The sequence below is a fragment of the Noviherbaspirillum galbum genome (assembly GCF_010974945.1).
Classification (GTDB): domain Bacteria; phylum Pseudomonadota; class Gammaproteobacteria; order Burkholderiales; family Burkholderiaceae_D; genus Noviherbaspirillum; species Noviherbaspirillum galbum.
Map to the genome: position 1 here is coordinate 252,759 of NZ_JAAIVB010000078.1, position 14,486 is coordinate 267,244.

The window sequence follows — 14,486 nt, forward strand, 5'->3', positions numbered from 1 at the left end:
CAACAGATGGCAGGCTTCGCCGCGGCCGGAGGCGAAAGTCAGGCAGGGGCATCGTGCGGGTCGCCGTCGTGCTGGGCGGCCTGCTCGCCCTCGTCCTGGTCTGCGTTGCCGCCTTCGTGCTCGTCACCAGCCGGCTGCCGGTCGGGCCGCGCTTGCTGGGGCCGGTTCTCGAGCAGCGAATGTCCGGCCATCATCCGATGCTGGAGCGCGTCGGCGTCTTCCTGCATCGCATGATGGAAAGCGTCGACGAGCGCCTCGGCGGCGGGTTCGCGACGGAGAACTGGACGCTCGGCGCCCAGCAGGGAAAGGAATTGCCTGCTTCCGGCACGCGGCGGGAAGTGTCCGGCACGGAGCAGCTGCGGCAAGCCATGGATACGGCCCAACCCGGGGATGACATCGTCCTCCTTCCGGGCAGCTATGTCATTGCGTCGAGCCTGAACGCTTCGCGTCCCGGGCTGCCGGAACGTCCCATCACCGTGCGCGCCGAACGGCTGCACGATGCGCGGTTCGAGGTGCGCGTCGAGGAGGGCGTGCTCGTCAGCGCGCCGCACTGGCGTTTCCTGAATCTTGAAATGCGGGGCGCCTGCGAACCCCAGGCCGCATGCGAGCATGCCTTTCACGTGGCCGGCGATGCCCGGCACTTCATGCTGGCCAATTCGGTGCTCGAAGACTTCAACGCGCACGTCAAGGTCAATGGCGCCGGCGGCCGCTTTCCCGATCATGGATTGATCGATTCGAATACCCTGCGCAACCGGCAGCCGCGCCAGACCGACGGCGCGGTCACTCCCATCGACCTCGTGGCGGCCAGTCACTGGCGTGTGCAGGGCAACCTGATCGCCAATTTCATCAAGGCGGGCGGCGACATGGTCAGCTACGGCATCTTCGCCAAGGGCGCGGGCGACCGCAACCGCATCGACCGCAACCTGATCCTTTGCGAAACCGGCGCCGAGCCCTCGGGCGGGCGGCGGATCGGCCTGTCCTTCGGCGGCGGCGGCACCGCGCCGGCCTATTGCCGCGACGGCCGTTGCCTCACCGAACAAGAGCAGAGCAGCATGGCTGCCAACCTGGTCGCGCGGTGTTCCGACGCCGGCATCTATGTCAATCGTGCCGCCGGAATCCGGCTGCAGCACAACACGCTTCTCGATACGGCCGGCATTCAGGTGCGCTTTCCCGAGAGCGCGGTCTACCTGACCGGCAACCTGGTGGACGGTGCGATCGTCAGCCGGGACGACGGGATCGTCCACGCCGCCGACAATATCGAAACGCATATGCCGCAACTGTACGCCGGGCTGCATCCCGTACGGCAGCTGTTTGCCGATGCGGGAGCGGCCGACCTGTCCTGGCGTTCCAGGCCACGGGAGCGCGCAGCCGACGGCATCCCCGACCTGTGCGTCAATGGCGAAGACAAGGCCAGGGATGGCGGCATGCGCGTGATCGGCGCTTTCAACGACGTTGCCGGATGCCTCAAGTCACCGCGCCCGCCGCAAGGCACTCGTCCGGATTGACATCGTCTCCCTGCCTCTGGCAGCATGCCAGACAATTCCGACCCGGTACCTGAACGGAGCACTCCCATGCCGCTTTCCAGAGAGGCTTTATTCCAGCAAGCCGCCGCCGAGCTTGGCTACGGCTTCGATGGGGAAATCCGTATCGGCGGCAACTATGCTTCGGTGATCATTCATGGCGACGAGGCCTACGTGAGCGGCCAGATCCCGCGCGTGGGCGACGAGGTGGTGGTGACCGGCCGGGTTGGCGTCGACGTCACGCTCGACGACGCGAGGCGTGCCGCCAAGGTGTGCGCCATGCGTGCGCTGGCGGTGCTCAGGCAGGCCTGCGGTTCGCTCGATGCCGTCCGGCAGGTGTTGCGCATCACGGTGTTCGTGCAATCCGGCATGGACTTCACCCGGCAAAGCGAGGTGGCGGACGGGGCGTCCGACCTGCTGCGGGCTGTGCTTGGCGATGCCGGCGCGCATAGCCGGACCTCGGTCGGCGTCTTCACGCTGCCCAAGAATGCGTCCGTCGAAATCGATCTCATCGCGGCGATTCATCCTCACCTGGACCCTTCCCGGACATGATCACGCTTTACGCCTTCGGCCCGGCATTCGGCCTGCTCGACCCCAGCCCCTTCGTCACCAAGGCGCACATGCTGCTCCGCATGGCCGGGCTGCCCTACCGCTGTGACACGACCGGTTTCCTGAAGGCGCCCAAAGGCAAGCTGCCCTACATCGACGACCATGGACAGGTCGTCGCCGATTCCACCTTCATCCGCTGGCACATCGAGGAAAAATACGGCGTCGATTTCGACGAGGGCCTGGATCCGGCGCAGCGCGCCAGCGCCTGGGCGGTCGAGAAGATGCTGGAAGACCATCTCTACTGGATACTCGCCCACTGGCGCTGGATGGATGACGCGAATTTCGCCAAGGTTTCCGGTCTCTTGTTCGGCAAGATACCTTGGCCGGCAAGGCCGCTGGTGGAAACGCTGGCTCGCGGCAAGATCCGCAAGGCCCTGCGGGTGCAAGGCGCGGGACGTCATTCCGCCGGAGAGCAGCTTGCACTGGCGGAGCGTGCCATCGATTCCGTCGTTACCCTTCTTGGCAGCAACGACTACCTGGGAGGCAGCAATCCCTGCGGCGCGGACGCCACCGTCTATGCTTTTGCCGCCGGAATCCTTTGTCCCGCCTTCGACAATCCCCTGCGCCGGAAAGGCAAGTCCTACCCCGCGCTGGACGATTACGTCGCGCGCATGCAGGCCCGTTTCCCCGCGCCGGCGGGGGCGCCGGCAACGACGGCCGCGATGGCGGGCTAGCAACGATTCGCAAGAAAGCCAATTACAACAAGGCAATCTTTTTATATACTGCGCTTTCTGCAACGCGCAGAGCATTTCCACAAGGAGTTTTGATCAATGAATAAAGCAGAGATGATTGAAAAAGTCGCGGCCGAGCATGAGCTTTCCAAGGTGAAGGCGCAGGCGATCGTCGAGCAGGTATTCGGTTTCGTCGGTACTGACCTCAAGAAGGAAGGCCGCTTCGCCTTCCCGGGCCTGGGAACCTTCACCGTTGGTCAGCGCGCCGCCCGTACCGGCCGCAATCCGCAGACCGGCGAAGCACTGAAGATCAAGGCCAGCAAGACGGTCCGCTTCAAGCCCGCTCCCGCACTGAAGGAACTGGTTGCAAAGGTCAAGGTCGCAAAGTAATTCGCGCCCGGACTTACAAACACAAAGGCCGAGGATCATGCGATCCTCGGCCTTTTTCATGGGCGCCGCCGACATTCGCCAGCGGGAAGGCGAAGCCCGTCAATCCAACGAAATCTTCTGGTCCTTGATCACCTTGTGCCAGCGGACGGTTTCGCTGCGCAGCAGATCGGCATATTGCTGAGCGGTGCTGCCCACCGGCTCCACGCCGAAATCCACCAGCCGCTGCCGGACATTGGGCTGGTTGACGGCGGCAACGATCTGCTTGTTGAGCGTGGCAATGATGTCCGCTGGCGTCGCGGCAGGCGCGACGACGCCCACCAGCGCCGCCGCTTCCACGCCCTTGATGCCGAGTTCGTTGAAGGTCGGCACATCCGGCAACTGGGGCAGGCGGCTGGCGTTCGCCACGGCGAGGGGGCGCAGCTTGCCGCTCTTCAGGAAGGCGGCGCCGGCGGCGTAGTCCACCATCATGACCGGGATCTGGCCGCCCGCCAGGTCGCTCAATGCCGGCGCGGCGCCACGGTAGGCGATATGCACCATGTGCAGGCCGGCATTCACCTTCAGCAGTTCCATGGCGAGGTGGTGCGGGCTGCCCGCGCCAGCCGACCCGAAGTTAATGCTTCCCGGCCTGGCCTTGGCCTTCGCAATGAAATCCTTGGCGTCCTTGAAGTCGCCGGCCGGACCCGCAACCAGGATCAGCGGGAACCTGCCGACGAGCGCGACCGGGGCCAGGTCCTTTTCAGGCTGGTACGACAGCTTGGAATACAGCGCCGAGTTGAACACCATCGTGCCGTTGTCGGCGTTCAGGATGGTGTAGCCATCGGGCGCGGCGCGGGCGGTCTCGGTGGCAGCGATGGCCGTGTTGGCGCCGGCCTTGTTTTCAATGATGACCGGCTGGCCCATCTGCTGGGACATGGCCTGTCCGACGGTGCGGGCAAGAAAGTCCGACCCGCCGCCCGCCGGATACGGCACCAGCCAGCGGATGGGTTTGCTGGGATACTGCTGGGCGAGGGCGATGCCGGACGCGGCCAGCGCGGGCAGGGCGAGAAGGCAGGCGGCAATGATCTTCTTCATGGTTGTCTCCTTGGATTCGGGTTTCATTCTCCATGCGCCCGATTCCCTGCGCGGCAGGAAAGAAGGCGCACTTGTTTTCCGTCAATCCTATCCGAATCGAACCGATCCGGCAGGGTGATGACGCAAGCTTACCGGATATGCCAAGATAGCCGTTGACAGGGACCTCGCCCGCCGACGCGCGCAAACAGGTCGCGGTTCCCGCCCACCCGAAAGGACAAGTCATGACCAGCGAACACCACGCCGGCAATCTCTCGGCCGCGCCCGGCTGCCCCTTCCACGCGGCCCCCATGGACGCCGCGGCGAAAGCGGCGCCGAACGGCTGCCCCATCAGTGCGCGCGCCGCCGCCTTCGATCCCTTCGACGACGCCTACCAGCAAGACCCGCCGGATTACGTGCGCTGGTCGCGCGACGACGAACCGGTGTTCTTCAGCCCCCGTCTCGGCTACTGGGTAGTGACGCGCTACCAGGACATCAAGGCCATCTTCCGCGACAACATCACCTTCAGCCCCTCGATCGCCCTCGAGAAAATCACGCCGACCGGTCCGGAAGCCAACGCGGTGCTGGCGTCCTACGGCTATGCGATGAACCGCACCCTCGTCAACGAAGACGAGCCCGCCCACATGGCGCGCCGGCGCGTGCTGATGGCGCCGTTCACGCCGGAGGCGCTCAAGGAACACGAGCCCATGGTCAGGGAGCTGGCGCGGGCCTATGTCGACCGCTTCATCGACGACGGCCGCGCCGACCTGGTCGACCAGATGCTGTGGGAAGTGCCGCTGACCGTCGCGCTGCATTTCCTCGGCGTGCCCGAGGAAGACATGCAGATGCTGCGGCAGTATTCGATCGCGCATACCATCAACACCTGGGGCCGTCCGAAGCCGGAGGAACAGGTCCGGGTCGCGCATGCCGTCGGCAATTTCTGGCAGCTCGCGGGACGCATCCTCGACAAGATGCGCCAGGACCCGTCCGGACCAGGCTGGATGAAGTTCGGCATCCGCATGCAGGCGGAGTGCCCTGACGTCATCACCGACTCCTACCTGCACTCCATGATGATGGCGGTGATCGTGGCCGCGCACGAAACCACCGCCAACGCCACGGCCAATGCCCTCAAGCTCCTGCTGCAGCGCCCCCAGGCATGGCGCGCCGTCTGCGACGATCCGGGACTGATTCCCAATGCCGTCGAGGAGTGCCTGCGGCATAACGGCTCGGTGCCGGCGTGGCGGCGCATCGCCACGCGCGACGTCACCGTCGGCGGGGTGGACGTTCCCGCCGGGGGCAAGCTGCTCATCGTCATGGCGTCGGCCAACCACGACCCGCGCCATTTCGACGATCCCGACCGGGTGGATCTGCTGCGCGAGAACGCCAGCGATCATCTCACGTTCGGCTACGGCGCCCACCAATGCATGGGCAAGAACCTGGCGCGCATGGAGATGCAGGTCTTTCTCGAGGAGCTGAGCAGGCGCCTGCCGCACATGCGGCTTCGGGAGCAAGCGTTCAGCTACGTGCCGAACACCTCTTTCCGCGGACCGGAACATCTCTGGGTGGAATGGGACCCGAGCCGCAATCCGGAAGGCACGGACCCGGCGCTGCTCGAGCGCAGCACGCCGGTACGCATGGGAGAAACCTCGCGCCATGCCGTGAGCTATCCCGTGGTGGTCGAGAGCGTGGAACCGGTCACGGCCGACATCGTGCGCCTGCGCCTCGTTCCGCCGGATGGCCGGCCGGTGCCGCGGTGGCAGGCGGGCGCCCACATCGATGTCGAATGCGGCGACACCGGGCTTTCGCGGCAATACTCACTGTGCGGCGATCCGGCCGATCCGCGCCGGCTGGAGATCGCCATCCTGCGCGATCCCGCCAGCCGGGGCGGCTCGCGCTGGATCCACACGGCCTTGCAGCCGGGACAGCGCCTCAAGATCCGCGGGCCGCGCAACCATTTCCGTTTCGACGAGAACGATGTCCGGCAAGTGATCTTCATCGGCGGCGGCATCGGCATCACGCCGCTCATGCCGATGGCCCGTCGCGCCCGCGAGCTCGGCCTGCCATACGTCCTGCACTATTGCGGCCGTTCCCGGGACGCCATGGGCTTCGCCGACGAGCTCGCCGCCCTGCATGGCGGCCGGCTCCGGCTGCATGCCAGCGACGAAGGCGGACGCCTCGACATCCCTGCCCTGCTCGCGGCCGCGGGACCGGATGCCCGCATCTATGCCTGCGGACCGGCGCGGATGCTGGATGCCCTGCAGGCAGGCTGCGCCGGCTGGCCGGACGATGCCCTTCGCACCGAGCATTTCGCCGCCGCACAGGGCAAGCTCGATCCCGGCCAGGAGCATGGCTTCGACGTGGAACTGCGCGATTCCGGCATCAGCTTGACCGTTCCTGCGGACAGCACCCTGCTCGACACCCTGCGCGCCGCGAACATCGACGTGCAGAGCGATTGTTGCGAAGGCCTGTGCGGATCCTGCGAGGTCGCCGTCATCGAGGGGGAGATCGACCACCGCGACGTGGTGCTGACCCGCGCCGAGCGCGAGGCGGGCGACAGGATGATGGCCTGCTGTTCACGTGCGCGCGGCAAGCGGCTCGTACTTGCCCTTTGAACCAATTCAAATTTCGCCGCGTCATTGCCGGACCGGGGAGGACATGATCATGACAAGCCATCGGCTCGACCGTTTTCTCACGGCGCAGGATGCCGTCATCGACCAGGTGCGTGCCGAGCTTCGCGCCGGCCGCAAGCGCTCGCACTGGATGTGGTTCATCTTTCCGCAAGTCGCGGGACTCGGTCACAGCGCGATGGCCCGGGCCTATGCGATCGCCAGCCTCGACGAGGCGCGGGCCTACCTGGATCATCCGGTACTGGGAGGGCGATTGCGGGAGTGCGCGCAACTGGTGCTGGACCTGGACGGCGAAACGGCGGACAGCATTTTCGGCTCTCCCGATAACCTGAAATTCCATTCGTCGATGACCCTGTTCGCGATTGCGGATGGCGCGGACGAATCCGTGTTCGCCGCGTGCCTCGCGAAATATTTCTCAGGCAGGAAGGATGCGGGGACGCTTTCCCTGCTTGGTCCGTGACGGGCGCAGGCCCTCATTCCTTAGGCTTGCGGGTCCGCAGCAGCGTGAGGATGACAAGGGCGAACAAGGTACTCAGCAGGGCGGTAGCCTCCAGCCCCATGCCGGCGGCGACGCCAACCGCGGCAGTCAGCCAGATGCTGGCCGCGGTGGTCAGGCCGCGTATCTCGGAATCTTCCTTGATCTTGATGATGGCGCCGGCGCCAAGGAAGCCGATGCCGGCGGTGACGCCTTGCAGCACGCGCGACACATCATTGACCGGCATTCCCGCCTGCAAGGGGACTAGGACGAACAGTGCCGAGCCGACACTGACCAGCATGTGGGTACGCAGTCCCGCCGCGGCGCCTATCGATTCCCGCTCATAGCCAAGGATGGAGCCGAGCAGCATGGCAACGACCAGGCGCAGGCATACCCTTGCCACGCCTTCCACATTGCCAAGGTCGGAGAATTCCTCCTGCACAACCGTCCAGACCGCTTCCCATGCCATGCCGTTCCTTCCTGCACCCATCGACGAGACAGGCGTTAGGCACGCAGGCCCATCTCCAGTTCCTGCGCCGGCTTTTCCGTCTTTGCCTGGATGCCGTGGCGGTTCATGATGTCGTAGAGGGTAGGGCGGCTGACACCGAGCAGGTCGGCCGCCTTGGCGATGTTGCCATCCATGCGTGCAAGCGCGCGCAGCACCGCCTTGCATTCCGCCACGTCGCGGACCTGGCGCAGGTTGATGCTTTCCGGTTCCGCCGGGCACTCCATCAGCCCAAGATCCATGGGCGTGATCTGGCGCCCTTCCGCCATGATGACCGCGCGCTTGATGCAGTTTTCCATTTCCCGGATATTGCCTGGCCAGGAGTAGCTCTCGATCAGGTCGAGCGCTTCCTGGCTGAATGACAGCGTGCCGCGGCCTTCCAGGCGTACGAATTTGTTCTTGAAATGATGCGCCAGCAGCGCGGCGTCGCCTACCCGTTCGCGCAAGGGCGGCAAGGTCAGGACGATTTCGCTCAGGCGGTAATACAGGTCTTCGCGGAACTGACCCTTGGCCGCCAGTTCCTTGAGGTTGCGGTGGGTCGCGCAGACGATGCGTACGTCCACCGGGATTTCTTCGCGTCCTCCCACCCGCTCGATCGTGCGCTGCTGCAGGAAGCGCAACAGCTTGGCCTGCAGGGAAAGCGGCAGGTCGCCGACTTCGTCGAGGAAGAAGGTGCCCTTGTGCGCCATCTCGATCTTGCCGATGGTCTGCTTGGCCGCGCCGGTGAAGGCGCCGCGTTCATAGCCGAACAGCTCGCTTTCGAGCAGGGTCTCGGGAATCGCGGCGCAGTTGATCGCCACGAACTTCTGGCTTTGCCGCCGGCTCGAGGTGTGCAGCGCCCGCGCGATCAGTTCCTTGCCCGTTCCGCTTTCGCCGAGGATCATCATGGTCGCCGACGACGACGCCACCTTCTCCACCGTGCGGCACATCTTGAGCATGCCCGCGTCGCGCGTGATGATGCCGGCGAGCGGTGAATCAGCTTGCATGGTCATGAGCTTGCGGTTTTCCTGTTGCAAGGCATGCAGGTGGAAGGCGCGCTCGATCACGAGGCGAAGCATGTCGATGTCGATGGGTTTCGGATGGAGGTCGTAGGCGCCGCTGCCGACTGCCTTGACGGCATTGGCATGCTCGCTGTTGCCGCTGACGATGATGACCTTCGTGTCAGGCATCATCTCCAGGATCTGGCGCAGCGTGGCAAGGCCTTCGCTGGCGCCGTCCGCGTCGGGCGGCAGGCCCAGGTCCAGGGTCACGACCGCGGGTTCGTGGCGGCGAACCTGGCTGATGGCACTTTCCCTGTCATTGGCGAACACCACGTCGTACTGGTCCAGGCTCCAGCGCAGCTGCTTCTGCAAGCCGATGTCGTCTTCCACGATCAGCAGCTTGCGGTTGCTGACAGCCTTGCTCCTGTTCTGGTCAAGCAGCGGTTCCAAGACTTACTCCTTCGCAATCGTAGAGGGGCAAAGTTATCTTAAAGGTGGTGCCGCAGAATTGACGGCTGTCAACAACGAGGGTGCCCCTCAGTTCATGAATATAGGTGCGGCTTTCGAACACGCCGATGCCCATGCCGGAGGACTTCGTGGTGCTGAACGGCTTGAACAGCTTGTCGCGGATGAAGGCGTCGCTCATGCCCTGGCCGGTGTCTTCGATTTCCAGGATGGCGGCTTCCCCGCGCCGGCGCAGGCGCGCCACGACGCGGCCGGTCCCCGGCGTCGCTTCGATGGCATTTTGCAGCAGGTGGCCGATCACGCGCAGCAGCAGTGTCGAATTGGCCAGCACCACCAGGTCGCCGTCCTCGATCTCGGCGGAAGGACGCGGCTGCAGCCCGGCCTTTTCCGCGACCGCCTGGCGCACGATGGCGTCGAGCGAGACGGGGGCGGGAGACTCGGGCGCATGTCCCTGGCTGAACCGCTGCAGCAGGAAGCGCATCTTCTGGGTCGAGTGCTTCAGCGTGGCCAGCAGCTCATCCTGGAACTCGGGATTGTGCCGGTGCCGCTCCGCGTTCGAGGCGACCAGGCTGAGCTGCGACATGATGTTCTTGAGATCGTGCACCACGAAGGTGGACATCCGGTTGAAGGATTCGAATTGCCGCGCCACCAGCAGGGCTTCCGCGGCGTGCTGCTGGCCGAGATGGCTTGCCGCCTGGCTGGACGCCACGCGCAGCAGGTCGAAGATTTCCCAGTTCAGTTTCATCTTGCTGCGCGGCTGCATCAGGACGACGAAGCCGAACAGGTCGCCGCGCAGCAGCAGGGGCACGACGATCCTTGCCTGGCTCATGCCCGTCAGCCATTCCGGCATGGAAAAATCGGGCAGCTCGTCGGGAAGGCGCGCCGGATCGTCGAGGTCGATGATCCACTGGTGCTGGCGCAGCAATTCGCAGAATGCCGAATTTTCCGGTTCCTCGCAGGCGAGGGTAGGCGCGTTCCAGCAAGCCTGCTGCCGGAAATTGCCCTCTGGCGCCTGTGTCCAGAGGCTGCCGCCGGGGCTTTCCACCAGCGTGGCGATGGCCTTGATCACGCGCTCGGACAAGGCCGGGCCGTCATGGGACAGCGACCGGGTGAAGCGCAGCCACTCTTCGCGGTAGTCGTAGCTGTAGTGATAGAAATGCTTCGCAAGGAAGACGCGCAGCCAGGAGCGTGCCGTGCCGGACGAGAGGATGGACAGCAGCAGAATGATGGCGCCGGCAAGGAAGGCCCACTGGATCACCGGCCCCCAGTCGCCGCCGACGACGCGGATGTAATAGCCGGCGGTCGCCATCACCAGCATGTAGCAGGCGGAGCCGAGGATGGTGGTCGAGCCCATCGCCATGCGGCGCGATACGCCGATGCCGGAAAGCCAGCGCGGATTGCGCGAGAAGGAGAGGGCGACCATCGGAACGGTGAAGGCATTGACGAAGCCACGCGCAGCCCAGACTTCGACATTGACGGCCCGGAAAAGGGTGGCGTTGCTGTACAGGTAGAAATCGTAGGCGAACATGGCCCCGATGCCGAAGCAGGCGAACTTCACTGCCCAGCGCCCGTCGGAGGGCGTGTGCCGATAGAGTTGTTCCACCAGCGCCATGCCGGCGATGGCGATCACCACGCGGACGGCAGCCCGGATCGTGGCGGTGTAGGCATCCTGCTGGAAGAGCGGCAGCGAGAGTGCCGCGGTGACCAGGAAAGCGAGGGCGAACATCACGGCGATGGATGCGTGGAATCGGGCGGAAGGCGCCGCCGATACCGTGCCGTTACGGTGCACCGAGACGATGCGGATCACCAGCAGGCACCATGCCGCGCTGCGAAGAATTTCAAGGCCTTCGATGAGCAGCGTGGAGCCCGTCTTGGCAAGGATGCTCATCACGACATTGCCGAAGAAGGCGGCGCTCAGCAGCGACGCCAGGCAAAGCATCGCCGCATGCGGCCTTCCGCGCCAGGCAAGCAAGGCCCATCCTGCCAGCATCAGGAAGAGGCCGCTGGCAAGGACGTAACCGAGTGCGGCGACTGCGATCATCGGCTTCCCTTGGCGAACAGGACGACCTGCACCGTGTCGATGATGATCAGCAGGTCAAGGAAGAGGCTGTTGTTCTTGACGTAGTAAAGATCGTATTGCAGCTTTTCGATCGCATCGTCGACGGTGGCGCCGTACTGGTAGCGCACCTGGGCGAATCCGGTCAGGCCCGGCTTGATGCTGTGGCGCATGTCGTAGAAGGGCACCTGTTCGCAAAGCTGCTTTACGAAGTAGGGACGTTCCGGCCGCGGGCCGACGAAGCTCATTTCTCCGCGCAGCACGTTGAGGATCTGCGGCAGCTCGTCGATGCGCGTCTTGCGGATGAAGCGCCCGACGCGGGTGACCCGCGTATCGCCGACCTGGGCCCATTGCGGGTTGCCGGACTTTTCGGCGTCGGTGCGCATGCTGCGGAACTTGAGGACCATGAAGGTCTTGCCGTTCTTGCCGACGCGTTCCTGCCGGTAGAGAACCGGGCCGCCGTCCTCGAGGACGATGCAGACCGCGGTGATGAGCATGACCGGCAGCGCGACGGTCAGCAACGCGAGGCTGGCCAGCAGGTCGATCAGGCGCTTGCCCAGGGCCCGTACCATGCCCTGATTGAAGCCGTCGCCGAACACCAGCCAGCTGGGCTGGAGATAGCTGATCTTGATCTGGTTCGCCTCCCGCTCGAAGAAGCGCGCGATCTGCGTCACCGCCACGCCGCGCACCTTGCACTCGAGAAGCTGCTGGATGGGGATGTTCACGCCGCGCCAGTTCTTGAGCGAGATGACGATCTCGTGGACGCTGTACTTCGCGGCGATGTCCATCAGCGACTGGTCGGCGGGAAGTACCGCCGCGCCGTGGCCGGTGAGCTCGTTGTTCAGCAGCGGAACGAAGCCGACGACATCGTAGCGTTCGTAGAAGCTGTTCGCGTTGGTCAGGTCGATGCACTCGTTGGCAAGTTCCGAGTCACCCAGGAAAAGAATGCGCTTCTTCAGGAAGTGGAACTTGAAATAACGCAGCAGCAGCAGGCGGGAGAACAGGATGCAGGTGAAGCCGAACAGGATGGCGATCGACAGGATGCCGCGGCCGATGAACAGCTCCGGGAAGAGATAGAAGGCAAGCACGACCAGCGGCACGCCCACGCCGAACGCCGGGAACATGCGGTACAGCGACGCATGCACGCTTTCCCGCGACTGCATCTGGTACATGCCGAAGGCAGCCATGCAGAACGTGAGGATCAGGGCGAAAGCGATCGCCGAGGCGCCGAAGTTCGGGATGGCTTCGACGAAGCGGTAATCGGATGCGGCAAAGCGCACCGCGCCCGCGAGATAGGGAGATGCAAGCAACATCAGCAGTTCGCTCAGGAACAGCAGCGAGACGATTCTCGGAACGAAGTGATTGAAGATCTTGATCATGATGCTCCCTGTCGTGCTGGCTTTTCTTACATGGCCGCCGTGTTCCTGCGAATCTGACTGCCCGCTTTGTCAGGCCATGTTCTGGAGTGATCAAGATACGTTTTGTTACCGGGATGCTATTGACCGCCGACAACCTCCTTGTTTGATTTTCAACAAGCAAATGACGCTCTTACTTTAGGTATTTGAAAGTCGGTCAGCGGTGCTTTGCGGAGCCGCAAGTCGATTGTTATTACGAATTTGAATCGCGGGTTCATGGCCCGTGAGACAAGTCATTGATCGCTAATGAGTTTCAGCATTGGCACACTGAATGCTTGGCTTCCTCTCGTTTATCAACCAGTTACTTAGTCCACATCGAGATGAAACCCGCGCTGCTGCTGCCTTTGCTTCTTCTTGCGATGACGTGTGCCCGCGCCGCAATCCAGCCGGCCGATGCCGACGGCATCCCGCCCTTGATCAATGATGGTCCGGTACGGATCGCCGCCGAACGCACGGATGCAAACGGCGACGCGGCGCGCCCCGGTTTTCGGATCAGGACAGGCAACACGACCCTGGCATATGAACTGGATCATGCGGAAGACGAAGCGCCTGCATCTCCGCCCCTGCCGCGCACCAGCCCCGACGCGACGGAGGTGGCGCAAAGACTACTTGCGCATCTCGCCGCGCCGCGCATCGAAATCGCCTCGTTGCCCCTGCGCGGGCTGGAGGCGCCGGTCCTTGCCTTGCTGCTTGGCGCCCTCCGTCGGCGACGGCGGCAGGGCGCTTCCTGATGTCCAAATCTGTCGACAAACGTTACATTCGCATCGCGAGCCTGCGGAGATCTCATGTAGCGCCTTGAATTGAAAGATGTTTTCCGCCTGGCATGGCCTCTGCTAATCGAGGGTTGCAGTACCCTTTATTTTTGGAGACCACAATGAAATTAAAAGCAGCAGTGATCGGCCTGGCGCTGGCAGCAATGTCCGCGACCGCGTCGTCTGCAGACATCCTGGTAGGCAGCACCATCAACATCTTCGGCAACGTGTCTTCCATCGGCGGTTCGGGTTCGCTCGACTCCGCTACCGGCCTGGACTTCTTCAAGAACGGTTCGGCCGGCACGCCTGGCGGCACCATCTCTCTCGGCGTCGGGTCGACGGGCACCTTCTCCCTCTTCAACACCGCAGGCTGCCCTGCATCGCCTTCGGCGGGTGGTTGCGGCACGATCGAGGACATTGCTGACTTCGGTACCTTCGGGCCCATTGCCGGCTTCTACACGATCACCGAGGGCGCCAATACGCTGGCCTTCGATCTCAACACCTTGAACGTCGATTCACGCATTCCCGCCACCGGAAGCAGTCTGGCAAGCCTGACCATTTCCGGCACGGGTACCTTCCATCTCAGCGGATACAACGCGGCGGCGGGTGTCTTTACGCTGACCAGCCAGGGCAACGGCTTCACGACCTTCTCTGCGTCGACCGTGTCGATTCCGGAACCGATGCCGATTGCCTTGCTGGGCATTGCGGGCGCGGGACTGGCGCTGAGTCGTCGCAAGCGAGTGATCGGCGCCTGATCGGCGCAATCAACCTGACATCTCAGGTATAAGCACGGGTAGCTCCTTCCCCGGGTGGGGAGGAGCCCTGTAGATATAGGGTCTTTATATCTTTATTGATCTAGTTAGGCTTGCTCGGGAAGATGCTGTCATCCGCATCACCCTCTGTCATTCCCGCGCAGGCGGGAATCCCATTTCGGTCTTCCGGAGAACCGCGCAATTTGAGTCCATGAATTGACT

The 14,486-nt window shown here is 63.9% G+C and carries 13 protein-coding genes; 8 read left to right on the forward strand and 5 right to left on the reverse strand.

The features are described 5' to 3' along the window. Positions 1-53: 53 nt before the first annotated feature. The 4 genes from G3574_RS23785 (at position 54) to G3574_RS23800 (ending at position 3,190) form a co-directional block, all read left to right on the forward strand. On the forward strand, positions 54-1,505 hold the full coding sequence (locus G3574_RS23785; RefSeq protein ID WP_163968030.1) for a right-handed parallel beta-helix repeat-containing protein: 1,452 nt from the start codon (positions 54-56) through the stop codon (positions 1,503-1,505). A 66-nt stretch (positions 1,506-1,571) separates the two neighbouring features. Further along, positions 1,572-2,072 (forward strand): RidA family protein, encoded by a 501-nt coding sequence (locus tag G3574_RS23790; protein ID WP_163968031.1) that lies wholly within the window; start codon positions 1,572-1,574, stop codon positions 2,070-2,072. Further along, on the forward strand, positions 2,069-2,803 hold the full coding sequence (locus tag G3574_RS23795; protein WP_163968032.1) for a glutathione S-transferase family protein: 735 nt from the start codon (positions 2,069-2,071) through the stop codon (positions 2,801-2,803). The genes G3574_RS23790 and G3574_RS23795 overlap by 4 nt, the downstream gene beginning before the upstream one ends. A 96-nt stretch (positions 2,804-2,899) precedes the next feature. Then, a complete protein-coding gene (locus G3574_RS23800; RefSeq protein ID WP_163968033.1) occupies positions 2,900-3,190 on the forward strand; it encodes an HU family DNA-binding protein in 291 nt (96 codons plus the stop codon). Positions 3,191-3,289: 99 nt separating this feature from the next. Here the strand turns inward: G3574_RS23800 and G3574_RS23805 are convergent, their stop codons facing one another. Further along, positions 3,290-4,261 carry a Bug family tripartite tricarboxylate transporter substrate binding protein gene (locus G3574_RS23805; protein ID WP_163968034.1) on the reverse strand — a complete coding sequence of 324 codons (972 nt, stop codon included), beginning with the start codon at positions 4,259-4,261 and terminating at the stop codon, positions 3,290-3,292. Positions 4,262-4,482: 221 nt separating this feature from the next. Here G3574_RS23805 and G3574_RS23810 point away from each other — a divergent pair, with 221 nt between their 5' ends. Both G3574_RS23810 and G3574_RS23815 read left to right on the forward strand, forming a co-directional pair. Then, positions 4,483-6,849 carry a cytochrome P450/oxidoreductase gene (locus G3574_RS23810; RefSeq protein ID WP_163968035.1) on the forward strand — a complete coding sequence of 789 codons (2,367 nt, stop codon included), beginning with the start codon at positions 4,483-4,485 and terminating at the stop codon, positions 6,847-6,849. Positions 6,850-6,898: 49 nt separating this feature from the next. After that, positions 6,899-7,324 carry a DUF1810 domain-containing protein gene (locus tag G3574_RS23815; RefSeq protein WP_235953591.1) on the forward strand — a complete coding sequence of 142 codons (426 nt, stop codon included), beginning with the start codon at positions 6,899-6,901 and terminating at the stop codon, positions 7,322-7,324. Between the two features lie 13 nt (positions 7,325-7,337). Here the strand turns inward: G3574_RS23815 and G3574_RS23820 are convergent, their stop codons facing one another. From G3574_RS23820 to G3574_RS23835, 4 genes are read right to left on the reverse strand one after another with little or no spacing between them, the layout of a single operon-like run. After that, positions 7,338-7,808, reverse strand: coding sequence for an MgtC/SapB family protein (locus G3574_RS23820; protein WP_163968037.1), 471 nt, complete (start codon positions 7,806-7,808; stop codon positions 7,338-7,340). Positions 7,809-7,843: 35 nt separating this feature from the next. Beyond that, positions 7,844-9,274 (reverse strand): PEP-CTERM-box response regulator transcription factor, encoded by a 1,431-nt coding sequence (gene prsR / locus G3574_RS23825; protein ID WP_235953592.1) that lies wholly within the window; start codon positions 9,272-9,274, stop codon positions 7,844-7,846. Further along, the gene (prsK, locus tag G3574_RS23830) at positions 9,258-11,330 is read right to left on the reverse strand and encodes an XrtA/PEP-CTERM system histidine kinase PrsK (RefSeq protein WP_163968038.1); all 2,073 of its coding nucleotides are present in this window, start codon (positions 11,328-11,330) and stop codon (positions 9,258-9,260) included. Before prsK ends, prsR begins: the two co-directional genes overlap by 17 nt. Then, on the reverse strand, positions 11,327-12,724 hold the full coding sequence (locus G3574_RS23835) for a TIGR03013 family XrtA/PEP-CTERM system glycosyltransferase (protein ID WP_163968039.1): 1,398 nt from the start codon (positions 12,722-12,724) through the stop codon (positions 11,327-11,329). Before G3574_RS23835 ends, prsK begins: the two co-directional genes overlap by 4 nt. Positions 12,725-13,035: 311 nt before the next feature. On the opposite strand from G3574_RS23835, the gene G3574_RS23840 reads away from it, so the two are divergent. Then, positions 13,036-13,491 carry a hypothetical protein gene (locus G3574_RS23840; protein WP_163968040.1) on the forward strand — a complete coding sequence of 152 codons (456 nt, stop codon included), beginning with the start codon at positions 13,036-13,038 and terminating at the stop codon, positions 13,489-13,491. 143 nt (positions 13,492-13,634) lie between these two features. After that, positions 13,635-14,267: a PEP-CTERM sorting domain-containing protein gene (locus tag G3574_RS23845; protein WP_163968041.1), complete on the forward strand. Its 633-nt coding sequence runs from the start codon at positions 13,635-13,637 to the stop codon at positions 14,265-14,267. The last annotated feature ends 219 nt before the right edge of the window (positions 14,268-14,486 follow it).